This window comes from Pseudomonas alkylphenolica (assembly GCF_016009175.1).
Classification (GTDB): domain Bacteria; phylum Pseudomonadota; class Gammaproteobacteria; order Pseudomonadales; family Pseudomonadaceae; genus Aquipseudomonas; species Aquipseudomonas alkylphenolica_B.
In genome coordinates, this window is record NZ_JADUCM010000031.1 from 30,856 (window position 1) to 56,563 (window position 25,708).

At 64.0% G+C, this 25,708-nt stretch carries 15 protein-coding genes and 1 pseudogene; 9 read left to right on the forward strand and 7 right to left on the reverse strand.

The features are described from left to right. The first annotated feature begins 14 nt into the window (after positions 1-14). Complete coding sequence (gene mnxG, locus I5S59_RS21495; RefSeq protein ID WP_197878381.1) at positions 15-5,831, forward strand: manganese-oxidizing multicopper oxidase MnxG; 5,817 nt, start codon at positions 15-17, stop codon at positions 5,829-5,831. A gap of 29 nt (positions 5,832-5,860) precedes the next feature. Continuing rightward, complete coding sequence (locus I5S59_RS21500; protein WP_232239899.1) at positions 5,861-7,849, forward strand: cytochrome D1; 1,989 nt, start codon at positions 5,861-5,863, stop codon at positions 7,847-7,849. Between the two features lie 21 nt (positions 7,850-7,870). Here I5S59_RS21500 and I5S59_RS21505 read toward each other — a convergent pair whose 3' ends face one another. The 7 genes from I5S59_RS21505 to I5S59_RS21535 form a co-directional block, all read right to left on the reverse strand. Then, positions 7,871-9,457 carry an arylsulfatase gene (locus tag I5S59_RS21505; RefSeq protein ID WP_197878382.1) on the reverse strand — a complete coding sequence of 529 codons (1,587 nt, stop codon included), beginning with the start codon at positions 9,455-9,457 and terminating at the stop codon, positions 7,871-7,873. A gap of 112 nt (positions 9,458-9,569) precedes the next feature. After that, entirely contained in the window at positions 9,570-10,394 is an 825-nt protein-coding gene (locus I5S59_RS21510; protein WP_197878383.1) for an SDR family NAD(P)-dependent oxidoreductase, read from the reverse strand. Between the two features lie 30 nt (positions 10,395-10,424). Beyond that, positions 10,425-10,841, reverse strand: coding sequence for a MaoC family dehydratase (locus tag I5S59_RS21515; protein WP_197878384.1), 417 nt, complete (start codon positions 10,839-10,841; stop codon positions 10,425-10,427). 14 nt (positions 10,842-10,855) lie between these two features. Beyond that, positions 10,856-11,296, reverse strand: a complete 441-nt coding sequence (locus I5S59_RS21520) for a MaoC family dehydratase N-terminal domain-containing protein (protein WP_197878385.1) — start codon at positions 11,294-11,296, stop codon at positions 10,856-10,858. Between the two features lie 29 nt (positions 11,297-11,325). Then, positions 11,326-12,510 carry a lipid-transfer protein gene (locus tag I5S59_RS21525; RefSeq protein WP_197878386.1) on the reverse strand — a complete coding sequence of 395 codons (1,185 nt, stop codon included), beginning with the start codon at positions 12,508-12,510 and terminating at the stop codon, positions 11,326-11,328. Between the two features lie 27 nt (positions 12,511-12,537). Then, positions 12,538-13,638, reverse strand: coding sequence for an acyl-CoA dehydrogenase family protein (locus I5S59_RS21530; protein WP_232239904.1), 1,101 nt, complete (start codon positions 13,636-13,638; stop codon positions 12,538-12,540). A 238-nt stretch (positions 13,639-13,876) separates the two neighbouring features. Continuing rightward, positions 13,877-16,687 carry a LuxR C-terminal-related transcriptional regulator gene (locus tag I5S59_RS21535; RefSeq protein ID WP_197878388.1) on the reverse strand — a complete coding sequence of 937 codons (2,811 nt, stop codon included), beginning with the start codon at positions 16,685-16,687 and terminating at the stop codon, positions 13,877-13,879. Positions 16,688-16,885: 198 nt separating this feature from the next. Between I5S59_RS21535 and I5S59_RS21540 the strand changes: the two are divergent. From I5S59_RS21540 to I5S59_RS21570, 7 genes and pseudogenes are all read left to right on the forward strand, one after another. Continuing rightward, positions 16,886-18,040 (forward strand): annotated as a pseudogene (locus I5S59_RS21540) (CaiB/BaiF CoA transferase family protein). A 51-nt stretch (positions 18,041-18,091) separates the two neighbouring features. Then, entirely contained in the window at positions 18,092-18,895 is an 804-nt protein-coding gene (locus I5S59_RS21545; RefSeq protein WP_197878389.1) for an enoyl-CoA hydratase/isomerase family protein, read from the forward strand. A gap of 60 nt (positions 18,896-18,955) precedes the next feature. Beyond that, positions 18,956-20,512, forward strand: coding sequence for an acyl-CoA synthetase (locus I5S59_RS21550; RefSeq protein WP_197878390.1), 1,557 nt, complete (start codon positions 18,956-18,958; stop codon positions 20,510-20,512). 4 nt (positions 20,513-20,516) lie between these two features. Further along, positions 20,517-22,049, forward strand: coding sequence for an acyl-CoA synthetase (locus tag I5S59_RS21555; RefSeq protein ID WP_197878391.1), 1,533 nt, complete (start codon positions 20,517-20,519; stop codon positions 22,047-22,049). Positions 22,050-22,168: 119 nt separating this feature from the next. Then, entirely contained in the window at positions 22,169-23,308 is a 1,140-nt protein-coding gene (locus tag I5S59_RS21560; RefSeq protein ID WP_128326581.1) for an acyl-CoA dehydrogenase family protein, read from the forward strand. A gap of 28 nt (positions 23,309-23,336) precedes the next feature. Then, a complete protein-coding gene (locus I5S59_RS21565) occupies positions 23,337-24,548 on the forward strand; it encodes a lipid-transfer protein (RefSeq protein ID WP_197878392.1) in 1,212 nt (403 codons plus the stop codon). Beyond that, positions 24,545-25,702 (forward strand): acyl-CoA dehydrogenase family protein, encoded by a 1,158-nt coding sequence (locus I5S59_RS21570; RefSeq protein ID WP_197878393.1) that lies wholly within the window; start codon positions 24,545-24,547, stop codon positions 25,700-25,702. The genes I5S59_RS21565 and I5S59_RS21570 overlap by 4 nt, the downstream gene beginning before the upstream one ends. Positions 25,703-25,708: the final 6 nt, after the last annotated feature.

Below are 25,708 nucleotides of genomic sequence, written 5' to 3' on the forward strand. Positions count from 1 at the left end.
GGAGGCCCGCCAACATGATCTGCGCCCTGGAGCACACTCGACCCGACCCCAATGGTCTTCCTGGCTGGTTGAAAACGCCGGCCCGACTGGCACTACTCGCGGGCGTGTGGCTTGGCGGGGAGGAGGTAGAGGCCGCGGTGCAGTGTCAGCGCACCCTGGTGGCCGACGTGGTGGCCATGGACCAGCCGCTGATGTTCAACCGCCTGGGTGCGCACAACCCCAACGGCATGATGTTTGCGCTGCGCAGCGATGTGGTCGACACCAACGGCGTGTTGATTAGCCAAGGAGGGAGTGCCGTGCCTGGCCAGGTCACCTTGCGCCCGGACAAGCGCCCGCGTCCATTGGTGCTGCGGGTGGCGAGCGGGGACTGCCTGACAGTCAAGCTGCACAACCTGCTGGCGTTCCAGGCCAACCCCAATGGCCAGGGCAACGATCATGAAAACGCCGCCAATGGCGAACTGCATGTCGACGCCCAGGTCGCCGACCGCCATGTCGGCTTTCAGGTCAACGGCATGCAGGCGTTTGGTTCGATCAACGACATCGCGGCCAACAGCGGGCGCAACGACAACGCCTTGCTGGCGCCCGGCCAAAGCCGCACTTACACCCTTTACGCGGAGCGCGAAGGTACCTTCGCGGCCACCAGTTACGGCGCCACCTTTGGTAGTGAAGGCTCTTCCGGCAACGTCGGCAACGGCCTGTTCGCCCAGGTGGTGGTGCTGCCCAAAGGCGGGCGCGCCTACCACAACACGGTCACCGAAGAAGACATGCGCCTGGCAACCCGTGGCCGGACACCGGCCGGGCAGCCGGTCATCGATTACGAAGCGCGCTACCCGGTGAGCGAACCCTGGATCACCGAGGGCAAAGCAGGCAAGCCGATCCTCAACATGGTCGATGGCAGCGAGATCATTGCCAGCAATGCCGACGCCCTGGTCATGGGCCCCAACGCCGACGGCAGCTTCCCGCCGACCACCTACCCACTGGAAAGCCAGGGCAAGCGTAATCCGAGCCTGCCCAACCGGCTGGAGCCGTTCCGTGATTTCGCCGCAGTGTTCCACGACCAGTCCGCGGTCATTCAGGCGTTCCCCGGGTTCTGGGGCGACCCGGTGTTCGGTCAGGTGCTGGACCCGACCCGCGACGCCTTCATGGTCAACTACGGTTCTGGCGGCATGGGCGCAGAGGTCATCGCCAACCGCGTGGGGGTGGGCCCCATGCACGATTGCCTGTCGTGCGCCTATGAGGAATTCTTCCTCAGCGCCCACACCACCGGCGACATCGCCATGCAGGTCGATGTGCCGGCCAACACCGGCCTTGAGCTGCTTGCCCCCGGCCAGGTACCCGCGGCGGAGAACGTCGGGATCAAGGCCAGCATGGCCCTGTATCCCGCCGAGCCTGCCAACGTCGCCCACAGCTACCTGGGGGATGCGGTGAAGTTCCGCAACATCAGCGTTGGCTACGAGCAGCACGTGTTCCACCTGCATGGTCATCAGTGGCTGTTCAACCCCAACGACGACAACTCCGATTACATGGACGCCCAAGGCGTCGGTCCCGGCTCCGGTTACACCTACGAGATCGCCAATGGCGGTTCCGGCAACCGCAACCGGGTGGTCGGTGATGCCATCTATCACTGCCACTTCTACCCGCATTTTGCCCAGGGCATGTGGGCGATGTGGCGCATCCATGATGTGTTCGAAGAAGGCACACGCCTGGCGGTCAGTCAAACCGGCAACAATGCCTATCATGACGAGCCGTTTGCCTTGCGCAGCGGCTTGCCGGCCCAGGGCGCGCGGGCCTTGCCCGATGGCGAGATCGTCGCTGGCACTCCGATCCCGGCCATCGTGCCCCTGCCGGGCAAGGCCTTGCCGCCGATGCCGGGCAAAGTTGTGGTGGTGCCGAAGCTGAGTGGTGAAGCGGTGGCTAGCGAGGATGATGCTGGCGAAGGAGAGACCGGGCAGAAGGTCGTCGGCTCCCTGGCGCTGGTCGATCGCAGCGAAGCCAACCGTAACGCCGATGGCACGCTGAAAAACCCGGGGTATCCGTTCTGGATCGGCGGCGTGGAAAGCACCGTCGGCCAACGGCCGCCGACGCCACCGCTGGACATGCTCGATGCACAAACGGCCAAGACCCTGCGCGACAGCGGCAATGCCCTGTGGGCGGCGCTCGACCCTGCCCAGGCCGGCGGCTTCGACGGTGGCTTGCCACGCCACAACCTCGATGGCTGGGTGGCCGGAGGCGAAGCCCAGGTCACCACCAGTGCCCTGGACATGAGCAAGACCCTGGAGCGGGCCAAGCCGGTGTATTACCCGGAGGAGGGTACCGAGGTCGAACAGTCGGCCATGGCCTTCCACGCCAAGCCTGCGCACGCCAGCTTCGCCGTGCTGCCCAGTGGTCAGCTGCAGTCGCGCAGCTTCCTGACCAATGGCGCGCCGCCGGTGGCCGGCGCGCCGTTTTTCGAGCCGTGCATGGACGATCGGCAAAAACGCCTGACCCGCAACGCAGGCCTTGGCTACTACAACAGTGGCGAGCGTCTGGACGCCCAGTCGTTCAGCGGTGCGTCGCTGTTCAGTGCCGATTCCCCGCGTGTTTACAAAGGCGCCAATATCCAGTTCGACGCCGTATTCAACAAAGTCGGCTATCACTTCCCGCAAACCCGCATCCTTACCTTGTGGGAGGATGCCTGGCCGGTGATCAACAAGCAGCGCCCACCGGAACCGCTGGTGATGCGCATGAACACCTTCGACTGCACCATGTACCAGCACACCAACCTGGTGCCGTCGGTGTATGAACTGGACGACTTCCAGGTCCGCACGCCCACCGACGTCATCGGCCAGCACATTCACCTGCCCAAGTGGGACCTGACCGCCGCCGATGGCTCGGCCAACGGCTGGAACTATGAGGATGGCGTGCTTTCACCGTCCACCGTGGTCGAGCGCATCCACGCCATCCGCCGCTTCAATGACTGTCAGGCAGGCGACCCGCGTGAAGGCAGCAAGGATTGCCCGGTGGCCAGGCAGCACCCGTACTTCGGCCAGTTCAACCGCGCGGACTGGCTGGGCGCGCGCACTACGCTGCAGCGCTGGTTCGCCGACCCGGTGTTGAACGTGCACAACGTCGACCGTGGCCTGGGCAATATCTTTACCCATGACCACCTCGGCCCTTCGACGCACCAGCAGATCGGCCTGTATGCCACCGTGCTGGCCGAGCCCGCCGGTTCCAGCTGGTTTCATGCCGAAACCGGCGAGCCGCTGTACAACGGCGGCGGGCGCCAGGATGGCGGCCCGACCTCCTGGCAGGCGGTCATCGCCACCGGTGACATGAACGGTGACAACAAGGACGACAGCTTCCGTGAGTTTTTCCTCGAGTTCAGCGACTTCCAGCATGCCTACGAGGCCGGCGTGTATGTCGGCGCCGGTCCGGATGGCATTCCGAATGCGGGGGCCTTCCCGGCAACGCCGGACAGTTTCCGCTATGCCATCAACCCACCAGCACGCAAGCAGGCGGTGAACCTGTTGGAGTCGGTGCTGGAAGTTGCCGGTGGCCAGCTGCTGACCTGCCCGTCGCGGCCGTGCCCGCAAGCCATTTCGGCGTCGGACCCGGGTATTTTCGTGGTCAATTACCGTCATGAGCCGCTGGGCTTGCGCATCTATGACCCGAACAAAGTTGCCCCGGACGGCAAGCCCGGCATGCAGGCTGACGGTCTGGCCGGTGACCTTGCCTACGCCCTGCAAAGCCGTACCGACCGGGCAATCCCGGCACTCAACCTGGCGCCCAGCGCGGTCAACGCCGCAACCGGCCCAACCGGTGGTGTCACGCTGCTGCCCAGACACATCAACCGCGGTGACTTGCCGGGTGACCCGTTCACGCCGACATTGCGCACCTACACCGGCGACAACGTGCGCCTGCGGGTGAATGCCGGTGGGCACGAGGAAGAGCACAACGTGACCATGCACGGGGTGAAATGGCTGCATTCGGGCAGCGGCTTCGGCAACAGTTCCAACACCGGCTGGAAGGCCTCGCAAATGGTCGCGATTTCCGAGCAGTTCGGCTTCATGGCGCCGGTGGCGATGATGTCCAGCGCGGCCAGCGAAACGGGTGACTACCTGTATGCCATGGACGCGTCCCTGGAAGGCTATTGGAGCGGCCTGTGGGGCATCATGCGCAACTATTCGCAAAGCCGCAGCGACCTGTTCCCGCTGCCTAACAACCCTAAACCGGTAACCGCACGCAACACGGTCAACTTCAATGGCGTGTGCCCGCGCACCGCCCCCAACCCCAATGGCATCGGCATACGGCCGACCGTGCAGCGCAACTACGACGTGGTCGCGGCGCTGGCCAACGACATCCTTGCCAACCCGTTGGGCCTGAGCGTCGTTGATCCGACCGCTGTCGGCCAGCATGTGGGCGGCCCGCTCAAACCGCAAGGTGGCACGCTGGTCTACAACCCGCGGCCGGTGACGGTGCCGCAGGTGACCATCTTCGACCCTGAAGACGGCGAGACCTTCACCATCGGCGGGCAATCCGGACCGCTGCACGACCCGACTGCGATCCTCTATGTGCGCAAGGCCGACCTCGACCCTGTCACCGGCAAGCTCAAGGCCGGGGTTCCGGTAGAGCCGCTGGTGTTGCGCGCAGCAGCCGGTGACTGCATCAACATCACCCTGGAGAACCGCCTGCCACTGGTCATGCCCGACCTGCCGAACTTCGCGGTGATGCAGGGAACGGTGAAGCGAGACCGCGCCGGCGCGCAAGGCTCGACCACCTTCAACAACAACCTGATGCGGCCGTCCAGCCATGTCGGTCTGCACGCCCAATTGCTGACGTACGATGTGAGCAAGTCGGATGGCTTCAACGTCGGCAGCAACCCGGTGCAGACCGTAGCGCCGCGGGCGGGCAACACGGGCGCCTGGCCAAGTCGCACCTATCAGTACTACGCCGGGCACCTGGAGCGTGCCGGCCAGCCCACGGCTTCACAACTGGGGCGCAACGTCGATGTCATCGAGGCCACGCCCATCGAGTTTGGCGGGCTGAACCTGATGCCGGCAGACCCGATCAAACAACCGCAAAAAGGCCTGGTGGCGGCGATGTCGGTGGCACCGGCCGGTGCCACCTGGCAGGAGGATGCCGCTTCAAGGGCCTCGGCAACCGTGCAGACGCTTGACGGCAACCGCTACCGCGACTTCTCCCTGGTCTGGCAAAAGTCGCTGAACATGCGCTGGGCCAACGGCTTGCCGGTCGAGAACATGTCGTCCGAAGGGCCGGGTATTCCCAACGACCCTAAAGACAACTCGGACATGGCCATCAACTACAAGAGCGAGCCACTGTGGTACCGCTTCGCGCGCGCGCCGAATGCACCTTTCGGCCAGGCGGGCGGCAATGGCCTGGGGGCAGTGCCCAATGCCCATATGGCCTACAGCAACGCGCTGGTCGGCGGCGACCCGGTAACCCCGATACTGCGGGTCAAGCCGGGGCAGCCATTTCGCACCCATGTGCTGATGCCTTCCGGGGGCAGCCGCGGCGCGACCTTCCAGCTCGATGGCCATGTCTGGGCGTTCAACCCGTTCCAGGCCGAGCGCGTCGATCTCTGGGGTTATCCGCTGAAAGACGCCGGTATCGGCTCGGTACGCTTTGGCTACAACCCCTTGGCCATGTACATCGGTGCCCAGGAAAGCGTGCTGCCGGCCGCTCATTTCAGTTTCATGTTCCCCAGCGCCGGCGGTGCCAATGCGGTTCCAGGCGACTACCTGTACCGGGACTATGCCGCCTTCGGCAACCTGGGCGGTATCTGGGGGCTGTTGCGGGTGAGCGAGGAGCCGCTACCGGCTACCGCGCAATAAAGGGATGGAATGATCAGGAGGGTGCCAGGATGGAACGCAGACGGATGATGCAAACGGCGATGGCAACCGGGGTGCTGGCACTGCTGGTCAGTGCCGGCCTGTACCTTCACCGCGCCAACGTGCAGCAAGGTACTGCGCCCGCCCTTGTTGTCACAAAGGCGGGGGCCAGTGAGCGCCAGCGGGTAACCCGCGACGGTGTCTCCATCGAGTTCGAAGCGCTGCCGGCCACTGCAGGCGAGCCGTTGATGGAAGGCCAGCTCGCCGACATCCGCTTCCATATTCGCGATGCTGCCAGTGGCCAACCGCTCAGCGGGGTGGCGCCCGGGGCCTGGCTGGACCCGGCATCCACCACGGTCAGCCGCGATGGCCGCAAACTGGGCTGCAAGGCGCGCATCGGGCTGTACCTCAAGGGCGTGATGGGCGCGCGCGCCTTGCTGGACCTCAACAGCTATTACCTGTTGCTGATGAACAAGGACCCGAGCATCTCGGTGATAGACCCGTCCATTTCCGTCGGCGGCATCACCAGCACCCTAAGCCGTATACCGCTCAAGCGCGCGCCCATGGACTGGGTGGTCAGCAACGCCGACAAGCGTCTGTACGTGTCGATGCCCGATGCCGGCGAGATTGCCGTAATCGACACCGAAAGCTTCCAGGTACTGAGCTATGTCGCGGCCGGCAGCGAGCCGGTGAGGGTGGCGCTGCAGCCGGACGGGCGCTACCTGTGGGTCGGCAACAATACACCGGATAGCGCCGGGAGCGGAGTAACCGTCATTGATACGCAAACCCTGCAGAAGGTCTTCAGCTACCCGTCGGGGCAGGGCTTTCATGAGATCAGCTTCAGCGACGATTCGCGTCACGCCTTTGTCAGCAACCGCGACAGCGGCACCCTGAGTGTGTTCGACATCACCAACCTGCGCCACATCAGTGATGTTGCCACCGGCCCTCAGCCATTGTCGGCGGCCTATTCGGCGCTGGCCCAGGCGGTGTATGTCTCCGATGGCAAGGCCGGTACCATCAGTGTGATCGATGCCCGCAGCTTCAAGACACGTGCGGTGATCGAGACTGGCCAAGGCGTGGGGCCGATGCGCTTTACCCCTGACGGACGCTTTGGCCTGGTTCTCAACACCCTGGAAAACCGCTTGCAGGTGATTGATGCGGCCAACGATCAGCAGGTGCACGCGCTGGACGTCACGGCGGAGCCTTATCAACTGACCTTTACCCGCGCTTTTGCCTACGTACGCGGCCTGGGCTCTTCACGAGTGAGCATGATCAACCTGGCCTCGCTGGGGCAGGGCAAGCAGCCGATCATTCAGGATTTCGAGGCGGGACCGGCGGCGCCGAAGCTGGCCGGCAACCTGCCGTTGGCCGACAGCCTGGCCCCGGCGCGGGACGACGCGGCGGTATTTGTGGTCAACCCGGTCGACAACACCGCCTATTACTACATGGAAGGGATGAATGCGCCGATGTCCGGCTACCTCAACCGCGGCCATACGGCGCGTGCCGCGATGGTGGTCGACCGCAGTTTGCGCGAGCTGCAGCCCGGGGTGTACGGCGGGCGGATAAAGCTGCCTGCGGCCGGGCAACTCGACATGGCGTTCATGCTCAACCAACCGCAAATGACCCATTGCTTCGCTGTCGAGGTGCAGGCAAACCCCGGGCTGGAGAAGCTGCGTGCGACCGCCAAAGTGCAGTTCATGCTCGAACAGGCAACCGTACGCGCGGGCAATGAGCCCGTGATGGCACGGTTCCGTGTAGTCCAGGGCACTACGGGCAAACCGTGGCAGGGGCTGCAGGACGTGCAGGTACGTTACTACCTGGCGCCGTCTGCCTGGCAGGCCACCGCTCTGGCGCGAGAAGTCGAGGAGGGGGTATACGAAGCACCGCTGCAGATAAAACGCGCCGGGGCCTATTACCTGCAAGTGCAGTCGAGCACAGCCAAGCTTGGGGGGAACGGGCAAAGTTTTGCCAGTTTGAGGGCCTTGCCGGCGCAGCCCTCAACCGAAGCCGCCGCCCCCTGAAAAAGAGGGCGGCGGCATCGCTCACGGCTTGGCCTGGGCCTTGCTGTTTTCTTCGATTTTCGCATCCACCGCTGCCCGGATCTGGTCGATGCTGAAGCTGGCAGGCTTCTGGCTCGGCGGGTAGGCGATGAAGGTTTGCAGGAACCTCGCTGCTTTTGCCACCCCTGCGGCCAGCAGGTAGGAGTTCTTCACGGTCCAGTCGTAATACTGGTCAGACACGACGTCTGCGCGCTCGTACGGGTCCATGCGCATGTTGAACAGCTTGGGCACGCGCAACGGCACGAACGGGCTGCTCCACACGGCAAAGCCGCCGGGTTCGCGTTGCTCGGCGAATACTACCTTCCAGTTGTCATAGCGCATGGAAACCAGCATGCCGTCGTCGTTGAAATAGTAGAACTCGCGACGCTCGCCTTTTGCCTGTTTACCGGTCAGGTAGGGCAGCTGGTTGTAGCCGTCCAGGTGCACCTTGAAGCGTGTGCCGTCGCCCGTCGGTGACCAGCCCTGGAGCAGCTTTTCCTTCACGCTGGTGTCACCGGCCGCCGCCAGCAGGGTCGGGAACCAGTCCATGCCCGAGAACATCTCGTTGGAAACTTCACCGGCCTTGATCTTGCCCGGCCAACGAACGATGGCCGGTACCCGGTAGGCGCCTTCCCAGTTGGAGTTCTTTTCGTTGCGAAACGGGGTGGTCGCTGCATCTGGCCAGGAGAACTGGTTCGGGCCGTTGTCGGTGGTGTAGACGACGATGGTGTTGTCGGCGATTTTCAGGTCATCGAGGGTTTTCAGCAGTTTGCCGACGTCGCCGTCATGCTCGAGCATGCCGTCGGCGTAGTCGTTGCCGGGCATGCCGCTCTGGCCCTTCATCGATTCGCGCACATGGGTGAACAGGTGCATGCGCGTGGTGTTCATCCAGACGAAGAAGGGTTTGTCGGCCTTGGCCTGCTTCTCGATGAAGGCTTGCGCGGCTGCGGTGGTCTCGTCGTCGATGGTTTCCATGCGCCGGGCGGTCAGCGCACCGGTGTCTTCGATCTTGCCGTCGGCATAGCTGTGGATCACGCCGCGTGGCGTTCTGGACTTGACGAAGTCCGGGTCATCCTTGGGCCAATAGGCGCGCTCGGGTTCTTCTTCGGCATTGAGGTGGTAGAGGTTGCCGAAGAACTCGTCGAAGCCATGGTTGGTCGGCAGGAATTCATCCTTGTCGCCCAGGTGGTTCTTGCCGAACTGGCCGGTGGCATAGCCCTGGGACTTGAGGGCCTGGGCAATGGTGATGTCGCGTTTCTGGATGCCGATCGGCGCGCCCGGTACACCAACCTTGGTCAGGCCGGTGCGCAATGGCGACTGGCCGGTGATGAACGAAGAACGCCCGGCAGTGCAGCTGTTTTCCGCGTAGTAGTCGGTGAACAGCATGCCTTCGTTGGCGATGCGGTCGATGCTGGGGGTCTTGTAGCCTACCACCCCATGGCTGTAGGCACTGATGTTGGTCTGGCCGATGTCGTCGCCGAAGATCACCAGGATGTTGGGTTTTTCCGCGGCGGCAGCACTGGCCGAAATTGCCATGACCGAAGCCGCGATCAACGCGAGATCCGGTAGCCACTGGGTTATACGCGCCATTTGACGGGCTCCTTGTTGTTGGGCGTCGCGGTGAGCGATCAGCATCCATGTTCAGGCGTGGTCAGCAGGATCGCGCCACCCGGATCAGGTGGCGCGACGCTTGCCGCCCGGCTTATTGCAGGTTGCCGGCGACGGCAATGGTTTGCGCGGTGATGTAGTTGGACTCGGGCGAGCAGAACAGGTACACCGCATCGGCCGCTTCCTGCGCGGTGCCCGGACGGCCCAACGGGTTGCGTTGGGCGAACGATTTGGCCGCTTCCGGGCTGATGCCGACGCGGATGTCACGCCCTTCAATGTTCACTGTCGCACCGGCGTGGGCGTCGGCGCAGGTCATGCGGGTTTCAATGAAGCCGAAAGCCACCGCGTTGACGTTGACCTTGAAACGGCCCCATTCGCGGGCCAGCGCACGGGTCATGCCGATCACCCCGGCCTTGGCCGAGGAGTAGTTCATTTGCCCGGCATTGCCGTTAAGGGCGGACACCGAAGAAATGTTCACGACTTTGCGGAACACCTCGCGCTCCTGCGCCGCTTCAGCCTGGGCCTGGGCCTTGATGATCGGGTAGGCGGCGCGCAGGATGCGAAACGGTGCGGTCATGTGGCAGTCGAGGATCGCGTACCACTGCTCGTCGCTCATTTTCTGGATCACGTCGTCCCAGGTGTAGCCGGCGTTGTTGACGATGATGTCGATGGCACCGAAATGATCCATGGCGGTCTTGATGTAGCGCTCGCCAAAGTCCGGGGCGCTGACGTTGCCGTGGCACACAGCGGCTTCGCCACCGAGCTTGCGGATCAGTTCTGCGGTTTCGTGCGCAGGGTCGGCATCCAGGTCGTTGATCACGATACGTGCGCCTTCGCTCGCCAGTTTCAGGGCGATCTGCTGGCCGATGCCGCGACCGGAACCGGTGACCAGTGCGACTTTGCCGTCGAGTTTTGCCATGGGGTGTTGCTCCTCAATGATTGGTTTTGTTTACAGAGCGATCACGGCGTCGCCAACGATCTTGGTCTCGCCGTATTGATTGGTGGTGCGCACTTCAACCTTGATGCGTTGCTCGCCTTGCGCTTCAAAGCGCTCGACCACGACGCCAGTGCAGGTGATCTGGTGGCCCAGGTGGGTAATGCCGAGAAAACGCACGCCGAACTCGCGCAACTGGCGCTGGTCGACCCATTGCGTGAGCAGGCGGCCGAGGTAGGCCATCGACAGCATGCCGTGGGCGAACACGTCGGGCATGCCGGCCTTGCGTGCGTAATCGGTATCGATATGTATGGCGTTGTGATCGCCCGAGGCGCCGGCGAACAACGCCAGGGTGGTACGGTTGATCGCCGGCAGGGCGAGGGGCGGCAAGCTCTCGCCGACCTTGATTGCTTCGAGGCAGGTAGCGTTCATCAGGTTTCTCCGTCTTAGCCGTTGCGCTGCACAAGCACGCTGCGCAGGTCCGCGACGTGTTCACCGTGCTGGTTGGTGACGCGGGTTTCACGGACCACGAATTCCAGTGCGCCGCCTTTTTTGTCGTAGATGTCGGCGATGCGTACATCGAAGCGCAGCGTGTCACCGGCGTAGGCCATGCGGTGGTAGCGGAACGACTCTTCGCCGTGGAGAATGCGCGCGGTGACGATGCCCAGCTCATCGCGCCAGGCGTTGGACGGAATCTGGAATTCCAGCGAGAACAGGAAAGTCGGTGGCAGTGGCAGGCTCGGATACCCGGCGTCGCGCGCTGCTTGTTCATCGAAGTAAATAGGATTGGTTTCCCCGGTGGCCTTGGCGAAGAAGCGCAACTGCCCGGCTTCGGCGGTGGCGAGGAAGGTAGGCAATTGCCTGCCGATGTGTTTCTTGTCGATCATCTGGATGGCTCCTTTACTGGCCTGGCGCGTCAGTTCTTCTGGTACACGGTCACCACGCAGGCGCCGCCCAGGCCGAGGTTGTGCTGCACGGCGATGCGCGCGTTGTGCACCTGGCGTTGCTCGGCGCTGCCGCGCAACTGGTGGGTCAGCTCAAAGCACTGGGCAAGGCCGGTGGCGCCCAGCGGATGGCCCTTGGAGAGCAGGCCGCCGGACGGGTTGGTGACCCATTCGCCGCCATAGGTGTTGTCGCCGTCGCAGACCAGTCGTTCGCCAACACCTTCGGCGCACAGGCCCAGGCCTTCGTAGGTCAGCAGTTCGTTCTGGGCGAAGCAGTCGTGCAATTCGATGACATCGATGTCTTTGGGGCCGATGCCGGCCTGGTTATAGGCGATGTCGGCGGCCATGCGCGTCATGTCGAAGCCGACCACGCGGATCATGTCCTTGGCGTCGTAGGTGCTGGGCAGGTCGGTGGTCAGCGCCTGGCCTGCAATCAAGACATCGGTGCGCAGGCCGTGTTTTTTTGCGAAGGCTTCGGAGACCACAATGGCTGCGGCAGCACCGCACGTAGGCGGACAGGCCATCAGGCGGGTCAGCACGCCTTCCCAGAGCATCGGCGCGGCCAGTACTTCTTCAGTGCTGACTACGTTGCGAAACACCGCCAGCGGGTTGTTGGCCGCGTGGCGGCTGGCTTTGGCGCGGATCTTGGCGAAGGTGTCGAGGCGGGTGCCGTACTTTTGCATGTGCGCATAGCCGGCACCTGCAAACTGGCGAATGGCGGTCGGCAGGTCAGGCATGCCCACCAGTTCGTTGGTCAGCTTCAGCGCACGCTCGGTAGCCGGGGCGCGGTCGCTCCAGGCCGACTTCAAGGCGCCAGGGTTCATTTGCTCGAAACCGAACGCCAGGGCGCAGTCCACCGCACCGCTGGCCACGGCCTGGCGCGCCAGGAACAGTGCCGATGAGCCGGTGGCGCAGTTGTTGTTGACGTTGACCAGCGGTATGCCGGTCATGCCCACGCGGTACAGGGCCTTCTGGCCGCAGGTGGAGTCGCCGTAGACGTAACCGGCATAGGCCTGCTGGATGTCTTTGAAATCCAGGCCGCAGTCAGCCAGGGCCTGGCGGATCGCCTGCTCGCCCATGACGTCGTACGGCTCGTTGGTCCCCGGTTTCTTGAACTGGATCATGCCGACGCCGGCCACAAACACGTTTTGGCTCATCGTAGTTTTCCTTGTTGTTGTGAGGGTTCAGAGCTTGCGCGCGATCAATTCGCGCATGACTTCACTGGTGCCGCCGTAGATACGGTTGACGCGCATGTCGACGAAGGCGCGGGCAATCGGGTACTCGAGCATGTAGCCGTAGCCGCCGTGCAACTGGACCATGTCGTCGAGGCACTTCCACAGGGTTTCGGTGGTGTGCAGCTTGGCGATTGCGGCTTCTTCAAGGGTCAGGCGCCGGCGCATGTGTTCGCCCAGGTAGTAATCGACCATCACCCGCAGCGCGCAGGCCTGGGCCTTGATGTCGGCAAGCTTGAATTTGCTGTTCTGGAAGTCCCACACGGTCTGGTTGAAGGCCTTGCGCTCCTTCACGTAATCGAGGGTCTGTTCCAGCAAACGCTCAAGCTTGGCGGCGGCGGAGATGGCGATGGAGAATCGCTCTTGCGGCAGTTCGCCCATCAGGTAAGTGAAGCCCTGGCCTTCTTCCCCGAGACGGTTGGCCAGCGGTACGCGGACGTTGTCGAAGAACAGCTCGGCGGTATCGGCCGCGTGCTGGCCGACCTTCTCCAGTTTGCGCCCGCGCTTGAAGCCGGCACGGCTGGCTTCCACGGCGATCAGGCTGATGCCCTTGGCACCGGCTGCCGGATCGGTCTTGCACACGACGATCACCAGGTCAGCGGTCAGGCCGTTGCTGATGAAGGTCTTGCTGCCGTTGATCACATACTCGTCGCCGTCGCGCACGGCGGTGGTGCGCACGGCTTTCAGGTCGCTGCCGGTACCGGGTTCGGTCATGGCGATGGCAAGGATGATTTCGCCGGAGCAGATGCCCGGCAACCACTTCTGCTTCTGTGCTTCGTTGCCGCAGCGGTTGATGTACGGGGCAATCACATCGGAGTGCATGCCGAAGTAGGCGCCACTGACACCGGCCCGGGCAAACTCCTCGTTGAACACTGCACAGTGGCCGAAATCGCCGCCGCCACCACCGTATTCGGTCGGCAGGGTGATGCCCAGCAAGCCTTCACGCCCGGCTTTGAGCCAGGTTTCGCGGTCGACCTGGCCGGCTTTGTTCCAGGCGGCCTGGCGCGGCAGGCATTCGCGCTCGAAAAAGCGGCGTGCAGTGGTGCGGAACATCTCATGGTCGTCGCGGAAAACGGTTCGGGCGATATGCACGCAAGACTCCTCAGTGATCACGGGCCGGCTGTGCGGCCAGGCGCGAGTTGCGCCGTTGAACTGAGGGTTACGATAGGCTGGGGTACACAGGACGAACGCCACCCGAGGTGGGTGGCGGGGCAGGGAATTGAGCGGTCTTCGCAGCCCTTGTGGGAGCTGGGCAAGCCTGCGATCGAGCGCAAAGCGGTGGTAAATTCGCCTAAACGGACCCTGAACCGCTTTGCGATTCCAGATCGCGCACACGCGCTACGGCTTCATCGCGGCTGCTGACGCCGAGCTTGCTGTAAATATGGCTCAAATGCCATTTCACGGTTTCCGGCGACAGCCCCAGCGCGCGGGCGATCTTCTTGTTGGGCAGGGCCTGGGCAAGCAGCCGAACCACTTCGATTTCACGCTCGCTCAATGGCTCCATGCCGCTGGCCAGCGGCTTGCTCGGCGTTGCCGGGGCAGCTTTTGTTGTCGGAACGGCTGGCGTTTTCACCTGGGCTTCCTGCAGCCGCTCGACATAGAACGCCAGCACCGGGTCGAGTGCCTCCTGGCTGGCAATCTCGCTGATCAGCGCCAAGGCCTTGGGGTGGGCATCAAGCAGGCTGCGCAGCAAACCGAAGCGTTGCCCGCGGCGCAAGGCTTCGAGCACCTTGTCTCGCGCTGCCTCGGCGTTACCCCGCTGGGCCTCGATCACCCCGCTGAGCACCAGCAGGCGCACGGTACCGAGCTGGCGGCGGTGCACTTCGCAGAGTTCAATCAAGTGTTCTATGCGCGCCAGCGCGCCATCCAGATCACCTTCGTGCAGCTGCCAGCGCGCCCGCGCATTTTCGGTGAGGATGCGAATTTCCTTGAGCGCGGTGTGCCCGACATCCGGGTGGCGGGCGTCGATGGCCTCCAGACGCAGCAGTTTGGCGTGTGCCTGCGCAGGCTGACCGAGCATGATCAGCCAGCGGATCTGCCAGGTCAGGCTGTAGGCCTGCAGGCGCTCAAGCCCCAGCTTGATCGCGTACTCATCGAGGCGTTCGACATAGGCCAGGGCTTCTTGATGGTTGCCCGCCAGCCACTGCACGTGCCACAACACCTGCATCACGCGCAACACCGAGTCGGGAATGGAGATCCGCTCAAGAATATCGACCCAGCCCGACAGCAGTTTGAACGCGCCATCGACGTCGTTGGTTTCGTAGAGCACTTCACCCAGCAGCGCCGCAGAAAGGTATGTCGCGTCGGCACCGGCTTTGCCGCACTGCGTGGCTTCGTGCATGACATCCCGGTAAACCCGCTCCGCCAGCTTCATCTGGCCTTCCAGGGCGTGGCTCAAGCCGAGCATGCAGCGGCCCTGAAGGCTACCAGCGGTGGTGCCCAGCAGGGGCTCGCCATTGATCAGCAACATCGGACGCTCAAGTTGCACCTGACGCGCCTGTTCGTATTCGCCCCGGTGCATGTACAGCCAGGAGAGGATGTTGGCACAGGAACCCAGCGCCACGGCGTTGCTGCCAGAGGGAGGGTTGAGCAACTGTGGCAGCACGGTCATCGCCGCGTCGGTGTCATCGCGCTGCAGGGCAAGTGAGGCGCGCAGCAAGGCGATCATGAAACGATCATGGACATCGCTTTCGGGCACGTCCTTGAACAGCTGATCGAGGCTCTGGATACAGCCCGTGAAATCCCGGGCATAGAGCTGCATCCGGGCCTTGAGGATGCGCAGTTTTACCCGTGCCTGCACTTGCTCGACCGGCAACAGGCGAACCAGCTCGATGAGCATGCGCAAATCGCCATGGGCATAGAGCGATTCGGTGTGCTGCTCCACAAGGTCGGCGGCAGCGTCGGGGTCGCCGGACATGACCGCGTGATGCACTGCTTCATCCAGGTGCTGGTGCTGACCAAACCAGGCCCAGGCACGAGCGTGCACGGCCTGTTGTTCGGCCTGGCTGCGCGAATCGAAATACTTGAGCAGGGTTTCCCGCAACAGTGGGTGCAGGCGGTACCAGGTCTCGCGCTCGGGGCTGTCTACCGGAATCAGGAACAGGTTGTCGCGTTCAAGGTGGGCAAGCAGCGCATTGGCGTCGTGGACGGCCTGCGGGTTGCCGCTCAGGGCCGCGCACAACGAGGCACAGAAGCGGTTGCATACCGCCATGAGCAGCATCAGGTCGAGGTCGGTCGGTGACAGATGCGATAACACCTCGACTTCAAAGAAGTCGGCAAACGCCTTGTCGTCGCGCACCTGCGCCTGGCTGACGGCGGCGGGGCGGTTCTTCTTGCGGCTGACAGCCAGCAGTTGCAGGCCGGCCACCCAGCCATCGGTCAGCTCATGCATTTGCCTGGCGTCGCGGGCGTCGATCTGGCCCAGCTGGGCGTTGAGAAACTGCTCGGACTCGGCGGGCGTAAAGCGCAGGTCGCGCAGGTTCAGCTCCAGCACCTGTTCCTGACTGCGCAGGCGTGCCAACGACAGCGGCACGGCGCTGCGAGACACCAGGGCCAGGTGCAGGTTGGCCGGCGCGTAATCAAGCAGCCATTGCAAGGCCTGGTGAATGCCGACGTCGGTCAGGTGATGGAGGTCGTCAAGCACCAGCACCAGTTCCCGGCCACGGCTGGCAATGCTGCGCACCAGGGTGATAACGGTGCGCTCGACGGCCTCGCTGTCTGTGCCGCGACCTTCAAGCTGGGTGGCTTCGTGGACCAGGCCAGGGTCGATCTGACCGAGGCTGGCCAGCAGGTAGTCGATAAAGCGCGTCAGCTCGTTGTCGTCGGCAGACAGCGTCAGCCAGGCCACATCAAAGCCCAGCGGCATCAGCGCCTGACGCCAGGCAATCAGCGTCGAGGTTTTGCCGCAGCCTGCCGGCCCCTTGAGCACGATACAGCGCTGGCGGCGTGCCTTGAGCATCTGTTCCTGCAGGCGTTCACGGGAAATCAGGCGCCCGGTACTGCGCGGCGGGATCAGTTTGCTGCTGACGATCGGCGACTGGGCCGGATTCAGGACCGGGCGTGTGGGCGTGTCCGAGGCTGTGGGCTTACGGGGTTTGTCCATGGGGCTGTCCGAATCTTTTTTATTTTGAAGGTGCACTGAACCCAGACGAGTGTAACCCACCGTCGGCAAGACAGAACCCTGTGTTCGGCATTCGCCACCCGATGCGGGTGGTCGACGCCGGCGTCGGGGTTGATTAACTGGACGGCACAACAATAGGGGTGCTGCCTGGCGCTCCGTCAGATCAATGGAGCGGCGGTAATGGGTGTATTGAGCGGCATTCGAGTGGTGGAGTTCGCGGCAATCGGCCCGGCGCCTTTTGGCACGATGTTGCTGGCCGACATGGGCGCCGACGTGGTGCGTATCGACCGGCCGCAGGCACCGAGCGACCTGGGTCCGAAGCTGGAAGGCAAGCGTGTCGACGTGACCGGGCGCAACCGCCGCTCGCTGACGCTGGACCTCAAGTCCGCGCAAAGTGTCGCGGCGGCGCTGGAACTGATCGAGCGTGCCGACGTGCTCATCGAAGGCTTTCGTCCGGGCACCCTGGAACGCCTGGGGCTTGGCCCCGAGGTAGCCCTGGCGCGCAATCCGCGGCTGGTGTATGCACGCATGACCGGTTGGGGCCAGACCGGGCCGATGGCCGAGCGTGCCGGCCATGACCTGAACTATATCGCCCTGTCCGGTGTGCTGTCGGCCATCGGTCCGGCCGGTGGCCGTCCGGTGCCGCCGCTGAATCTGGTGGGCGATTACGGCGGGGGCGGCATGCTGCTGGCCATGGGCGTGCTGGCGGCGCTGTTGAATGTGCAGCGTGGCGGCGCCGGACAGGTCGTCGATGCGGCCATGACCGAAGGCGCGGCACAGTTGGGCTCGGCGATCTGGGGCCTGCTGGCCGGCGGTCACTGGCAGGAACAGCGCGGCAGTAATCTGCTTGATGGCGGCGCACCGTGGTACGACACCTATGAAACCGAGGATGGCCTGTACATGTCGATCGGGCCGATAGAGTCGCGGGTTTAAGTGCAGATGCTGGAGATACTCGGGCTGGCGGACGCCGACCAGCCAAGTCAGCACGACCGCCGCGGCTGGCCGCGTTTGCGCGAGGCGTTCACCGCTGCCTTTCTTGCCCGTACCCGCGCGCAGTGGGCCGAGGCCTTTGCCGGCAGCGATGCCTGCGTCGTGCCGGTGCTCGGCCTTGCCGAAGCTGCCGATCATCCCCAGAGCCGGGCCCGCGGCAGCTTCATCGAGGTCGATGGCGTGGTACAGCCGGTTCCGGCCCCGCGTTTTCTTGGCACCCCTTCGGCGCAGCCGCGACCCGCCCCGCAACGCGGCGAGCTGGGTCATGCGGCATTGCGCGACTGGGGCTTCGACAGTGTTGCTATCGAGCGGCTGCAGGCGTCAGGCCTGGGTTTCAAAGCCTGATGGCGTAGCCGTGAACACCCTCTGGAAGTCCCGCAGCGCAGGAGTTAGGCCATGGCCATTCAGTTCAAAATCATCAACCACGTGGCGCTGATCACGCTCGATGCGCAGCCGTTGAACAACGCGCTCACCGTCAGCGACCTGATGCACCTGCGCAAGACCCTGGTGGCCTGCCAGGATGACGAGCAGGTACGCATCATTGTGCTCACCGGTGCCGGAGAACGCGCGTTCTGCTGCGGTGCCGCTCACCGTGAACCGCTGCTGGCGGCGCAAGGCTACGTCGCCGGCGCGATGAAAAGCCGCGAAACCGAAGCTGAGGAGGGCGGTTATGCCCGATTGTTCGACTTCAGCGACCTGGACATCTGGAAGCCGGTGATTGCCGCGGTCAATGGTGCCTGCCTGGGTGGCGGACTGGAGCTGGCGCTGCAGTGCGATGTGCGCATCGCAACGGCCAGCGCCACCTTCGGCTTGCCGGAAGTGCAAGACGCAAGCATTCCGGCCGCCGGTGGCGTGCAATACCTGCTGCGCGCGGTGCCAGCGGCCCATGCGATGAAAATGGCCCTCAGCGGCGAGCCGATCGACGCCGGGCACGCCTTGCGCATTGGCCTGGTCAGCGACCTGGTAACCCGTGAGCAACTGCTGCCGAGCGCCCTGGAACTGGCTGAGCGCATTGCCGCCAACGGCCCGTTGGCGGTGCAATCGATCAAGCGCCTGGCGGTGCAGACGGCCCACTTGTCTGCCCGGGAGTTCGTCGCCCAGGCCCATCTTTACTGGGGGTTGCTGCGAGACAGCAACGACCTTGCCGAAGGGCGCGTAGCGCTTGCCGAGCAACGCCCGCCCAAATACACCGGTGCCTGATAGCGCGCCCCACCGTTGTGTTCTTCCTTGCCCGACAACAATAATTTTCAGGAGAACTCCATGTACCTTACTCAAGGCCTGCACCATGTGCTGCAGCAACGCCCTCATTCCCTGGCAACGGTGTTTCGCGGCCGACGCCACACCTACGCCCAGCTGGCCGAGCGGGTGGCGCGCCTGGCAGGTGCGCTGCAGCAGCTGGGTATGCACAGCGGCGACCGGGTCGGCCTGCTCGCACTGAACTCCGACCGTTTTCTTGAATACTACCTGGCCACCTGGTGGGGCGGCGGCGTGGTCAACCCGGTCAACATTCGCTGGAGCGTGGCAGAAATCGTCTATTCGCTGGACGACTGCGACACCCGCATCCTGATGATCGACGACAGTTTCCTGCCGATGGCTGAAGCCATTGCGGGCAGTGCCAAGGTGCGGCCGCTGCTGATTCATGTCGGCGACGGCCCTGCGCCTGAGGGCATGCTTTCGTACGAACAGCTGATACGCGACACGGCACCGGTCGGCGATGCCTTTCGCGGTGGCGACGACCTTGCCAGCATCATGTACACCGGCGGCACCACGGGGCGGCCCAAAGGCGTGATGCAGTCGCACATGAACCTGTGGTCGGCGGCTGTGGCGCGGGCTGCCGACGTGCCGGTGCCGGCCGATGCCTTGACCCTGCACATTGCGCCGATGTTCCACCTTGCGGCGTTGTCACGGGTGATCCTGATCTCGTTGCTGGGGCTGCCCGCCGTCTTTGTGCCGGCGTTCGAACCGCTGGACGTGATGCAAACCATCGAGCGCGAGCGCATTACCGACATTCTCATCGTACCGACCATGATCCAGGCGTTGATCATGCACCCGGACTTTGCCCGCTACGACCTCAGCTGCCTGCGTGACCTGACCTACGGCGCTTCGCCGATCGCCGTGCCGCTGCTGGAACTTGCCCTCAAGGCCTTGCCGAACGTGAGGTTCACCCAGGGTTACGGGATGACCGAAGCGGCGCCGCCCATCAGCGCAAACGGCCCGGAGAACCATGGCCCTGAAGGCATCGCCAATGGCCGCCTGCGTTCTGCCGGGCGCCCGGGGCTGGGGGTGATGGTGCGCATCGTCGACGAACATGACAACGAAGTGCCCCGGGGCACGGTCGGAGAGGTGGTGGTGCGCGGCCCGAACATCATGCTCGGTTACTGGAACAAGCCCGAGGAAACCGCCCAGGTGCTGCGTGGCGGCTGGATGCACACCGGGGACGGTGCCTACATGGACGAGGACGGTTACCTGTACATCGTCGACCGCTTCAAGGACATGATCGTCAGCGGGGGTGAAAACGTGTACTCCGGCGAAGTCGAAAGTGCCATTGCCAGTCATCCAGCCGTGGCTGCCTGTGCGGTGATCGGCATTCCCTGCCAGCAATGGGGCGAAGCGGTGCACGCGGTGATTGTCCTCAAGGCTGATCGGCAGGCGGTGGGCGCCGAGATCATCGAACACTGCCGCCAGCAGATTGCCGGTTACAAGACGCCGAAGTCAGTCGAGTTTCGCGCGGCCTTGCCGCTGTCGGGTGCCGGCAAAGTGCTCAAGCGAGATTTGCGCGAGCCTTACTGGGTCGGCAAGGACCGTGGGGTGAGCTGAGCCCATGTACATGACCCAATGCCTGCAGCGCATGCTGCAGCAGGACCCGGAGCATACCGCGACGGTGTTTGCCGGGCGCCGGCAGACCTACCGCCAGTTTGGCCAGCGCGTGGCGCGCCTGGCCGGTGCATTGCAGCACCTGGGCATGGCGGCGGGTGACCGGGTCGGCATGCTTGCGTTCAATTCCGATCGTTACCTTGAGTACATCATGGGGGGGTGGGGGGGCGGCGGGGTACTCAACCCGGTCAACATCCGCTGGAGCGTGGCGGAAATCGTCTATTCGCTGGACGATTGCGCCACCGGCATCCTCATCGTCGACGCACACTTTGCGCCGATGGCCGAGGCCATCCGCCAGAGCGCCCGTCAGGCGCCGCTGTTCATCTACGCGGGGGACGACGAGGTACCGGCGGGCATGCTCGGTTTCGAGCAGTTGATAGAGCAGGCGACGGCAGTTGAGGATGCCGGCCGCGGTGGTGACGACCTGGCCTGCATCATGTACACCGGCGGTACCACCGGTTCGCCCAAAGGGGTGATGCAATCGCACTTGAACCTGTGGTCGGCGTGCATGCCACGCATGGTCGATATGCCGCCGATACGCGGAGGACGGCTGCTGCACGTGGCGCCGCTGTTCCATGTTGCCGGCATGGCCCGCGCGCTGATTCAGTTTCTGGCGGGCGAAAGCCATGTGCTGGTGTCGGGTTTCGATGCCGGGCAGGTGCTGCAGGTGATCGAGCACGAGCGCATCACCGAGACACTGTTGGTGCCGACCATGATCCTTGCACTGTTGGCCCATCCGGACATTGACCGCTACGATCTCGGCAGCCTCAAACGCCTGACCTACGGTGCCTCACCCAGTGCCGGCGAGATGGTCGAGCAGGTGCTGGCACGCTTTCCCGACATCGAGCTGTCGCATTCCTACGGCCTGACCGAAGCCTGCCCGGTGGTCTCGAGCAATCTGCCCTGGAACCATACGCCGCAAGCGCGCAAGCGCGGCTTGTCGCGTTCGGTCGGACGCGGCGGGCTGGGCGTGAATGTGAAGATCGTCGACCCTCACGGCCACGAGGTGCCGCGTGGCACGGTGGGCGAAATCATTGTGCGCGGGCCGAACATCATGCTCGGCTACTGGAACCGGCCCGAAGAAACCGCCCGCGCCTTGCGCAACGGCTGGCTGTACACCGGTGATGCGGCGTACATGGACGAGCAGGGGTACCTGTTCATTGTCGACCGCCTCAAGGACATGATCGTCAGCGGCGGCGAGAACGTGTATTGCGCCGAGGTGGAAAACGTCCTTGCGCACCACCCGGCGGTGGCGCACTGCGCTGTCATCGGTGTCCCCCATGCGCAATGGGGCGAAGCCGTGCATGCGGTGGTGGTCCTCAAACCGGATGCTGAAACTGACGCTGAGCAATTGAAGGCCCATTGCCGCGCTTACATCGCCGGCTACAAATGCCCCAAGAGCATAGCGTTTCGCGACCAGCTACCGCTTTCCGCCGCCGGCAAGGTACTCAAGCGCGAGCTGCGTAAACCCACGCTGTAGCCGCTGCCCGCCACCCGGTATCGCTACCCGATCCGGGTGGCTTCAAGACCCACCCCCCCTCAATACATTGGACTCACGTACCAGGCGGACAGCCGCCTGGCCAGCCACTGGAGAGTCCGATGCACATCAACCGTACCGTTTACCGTGAAGACCATGAAATGCTGCGCGAAACCGCGCGCCGCTTCTTCGAGCGCGAGTGCCTGCCCAAACAGGCACAGTGGGACGAAGACGGGCAGGTCGACCGGGAAACCTGGCTCAAGGCCGGCCGCCATAACCTGTTGTGCCTGACCGTGCCGGTCGAATACGGCGGCGGTGGTGGCGACTTCGGTCACTCGGCAGTGCTGATCGAAGAACTGTACCGCGCCGGTGTCTCGGGCTGGAGCCTGGGTGTGCATTCGGACATCGTCGCGCCGTACATCGTGCGCCTGGGCACCGAAGCGCAGAAACAGCAATGGCTGCCGAAAATCTGCAGCGGTGAAACCGTGCTGGCGGTGGCCATGACCGAGCCGGGCACCGGATCCGACCTCAAGGCGATCCGTACCACGGCAGTGCGCGACGGTGACGAGTGGGTCATCAACGGCAGCAAGACCTTCATCAGCAACGGCCTGACCTGCGACATGGTCGTGGTGGTGTGCAAGACCGACCCGAGCGCCGGTGCCAAAGGCTGCAGCCTGATCATGGTCGAGTGCGACCGCGAAGGCTTCCGCCGGGGCAACAAGCTGGAGAAGGTCGGCCAGGCGGCCGCCGACACCGCCGAACTGTTCTTCGACAACGTACGGGTACCGGTAGGCAACCTGCTCGGTGAAGAAAACAAGGGCTTTATGCACCTGATGGAGGAACTGCCACAGGAGCGTCTGGTGATTGCGCTGTACAGCGCCGCGAAGCTTGAACGCCTGCTGGAGCAGACCATCGAGTACGTCAAGGACCGCAAGGCCTTCAACCAGACGGTGTGGGACTTCCAGAACACCAAATTCAAGCTCGCCGACATCAAGGCCCAGGCCACCGCCGTGCGCCTGACCATCGACCATTACATCAGCGAGCACATGCGTCGGCGCCTTACTGTGCAGGAGTCGGCAATCGCCAAGCTGCTGGCCACCGAAACCCTGTGCAAGTGCATCGACGACATGGTCCAGCTGCACGGCGGCTACGGCTACATGCTCGAGTATCCGATTGCCCGCGCCTTTGTCGACATGCGCGTGACCCGCATTTTCGGCGGTACCAGCGAAGTGCTGCGCGAGCTGATCGCGCGCCAGTTGTGATCCTTCCCCCTCATTTTCAGGTGACAGCATGAGCGAAAAAGTACAGGTGGCCGGCGTTGGCATGATCCCGTTCAGCAAGCCGAGCGCCAGCCCGACCTACGTGCAGATGGGGGCCGAAGCCGTACGGCGTGCCCTGGCCGATGCGGGTATCGATTACACCCTGGTCCAGGAGGCATACGCCGGTTACGTCTATGGCGATTCCACCTGCGGCCAGACCGTGCTCTACGAAGTCGGCATGACCGGCATTCCGGTGGTCAACGTCAACAACAACTGTTCCACCGGCTCCACGGCGTTGTACCTGGCGCGCAAGGCGATCGAATCCGGCTCGGCCGATTGTGTGCTGGCGGTGGGTTTCGAGCAGATGCAGGCCGGGGCGCTGAAGTCCCACTGGGACGACCGGCCGCCGACCCGCGAACGCTTCCTGCCGATCCTGCGCGGGTTGACCGCCGATGTCGGCACCGACATGGCGCAGGCCTTGCGCACCTTCGGCGGTGCCGGGCGCGAGTACATGCACAAGTACGGTACGCGTATGGAGACCTTCGCTGCCGTGCGTGCCAAGGCCAGCCGCCATGCCGCGAACAACCCGCTGGCCCTGTTTCGCAAGGTCTTGAGCACCGAGGAGGTGATGGCCGACCCGGTGCTGTGGCCGGGGGTGATGACCCGTTTGATGGCGTGCCCGCCAACCTGTGGCGGCGCGGCCGCGATCCTGGTGTCGGAGCGCTTTGCGAAAAAGCATGGGCTGCGCCGTGACGTGCAAATCGTCGCCCAGGCAATGACCACCGATACGCCTGAGTCCTTCAATTTCGAAAAGCCGTCGATGCTCGACTGGGTCGGCACCCACATGACCCGTGCGGCGGTCGAACAGGTGTATCAGAAGGCCGGTGTCGGCCCGCAGGACATCGATGTCTGCGAACTGCACGACTGCTTCGCCCAGAACGAAGTGATTTGCTACGAGTCACTGGGATTTTGCCCCGAGGGTGGCGCAGAGAAGTTCGTGATGGACGGCGACAACACCTACGGCGGGCAGATCGTCATCAACCCTTCCGGTGGCCTGCTTTCCAAGGGCCACCCACTGGGCGCCACCGGGCTTGCGCAGTGCTATGAACTTACCCAGCAACTGCGTGGCAACGCCGACCGGCGCCAGGTTGACGGTGCGCGCCTGGCGATGGCGCACAACCTCGGGCTGGGTGGCGCCTGTGTGGTAACGCTGTATGGCAAAGTCAACGGAGGTGACCTGTGAGCAGCCTGCTCGATGCCTTCCGCCTGACCGCGTTACCCGCCCATGCCGAAGCCTTTCGCGCTGAAGTGAAAGACTTTCTGCGCGGCCACCTGCCTACCGTGCCGGCCGATGTGCGGGCACGCAGCTGGACCGGGTTCGACGCAGCCTTCAGTCGCAAACTGGCACAGCGCGGCTGGGTGGGCTTGACCCTGCCCGACGCCTATGGCGGCGCGGGGCTGGATGCGTTCAGCCGCTTCGTGCTGGTCGAAGAACTGCTGGCTGCCGGCGCTCCGGTCGCAGCACACTGGATCGCCGACCGCCAGAGCGGGCCGCTGATCCTCAAGTTCGGCAGTGAGGCGCAGAAAGATTTCTACTTGCCGCGCATCTGCGCCGGCCAAGCGTTTTTCTGCATTGGCATGAGCGAGCCCAATGCCGGCTCCGACCTTGCCAGCGTGCGTAGCCGCGCCACGCCCTGCGACGGCGGTTGGCGCCTGAACGGGCGCAAGATCTGGACCACCAATGCCCACCATGCCGACTACATGATCGCCCTGGTGCGCACCAGCGGCGGCCCCGAGGACCGTCACCACGGGCTGTCGCAGTTCATCATCGACCTCAAGCAGCCGGGTATCAGTGTGCGGCCGATCCTTGACCTTGCCGGCGATGCGCATTTCTCCGAAGTGGCCTTTGACGACGTACTGCTACCACACGAGGCGCTGGTGGGCGAGGAGGGCAGTGGCTGGAAGCAGGTCAACGCCGAACTGGCTTTCGAGCGCAGCGGCCCGGAGCGCTTCTATTCCAGCGTGGTACTGCTCGACCTGTGGGCCGACACCTTGCGCCGCCACGGCGCCAGTGCCGCCGAGACCGCCTTGCTGGGCAGCTTCCTTACCCAGCTGGCGAGTTTGCGCAGCCTGTCGGTAGCGCTGACGGCATTGCTGGCCCGGTGTGAAAGCCCGGTGGTGGAGGCGGCTCTGGTCAAGGACATCGGCACCGAGTTCGAGCAGTCGATCCCGGCGGCGATTGCTGCGGCGATCAGCGCCACGCCGGATGCACCGACTGACGACGAGCTGTACCGCACCGTCGCCTACCTGAACCAGGTTGCGCCGACCTTCTCGTTGCGTGGCGGCACCCGGGAAATCTTGCGCGGCATGATCGCCCGTGGCCTTGGCCTGCGCTGATATCGA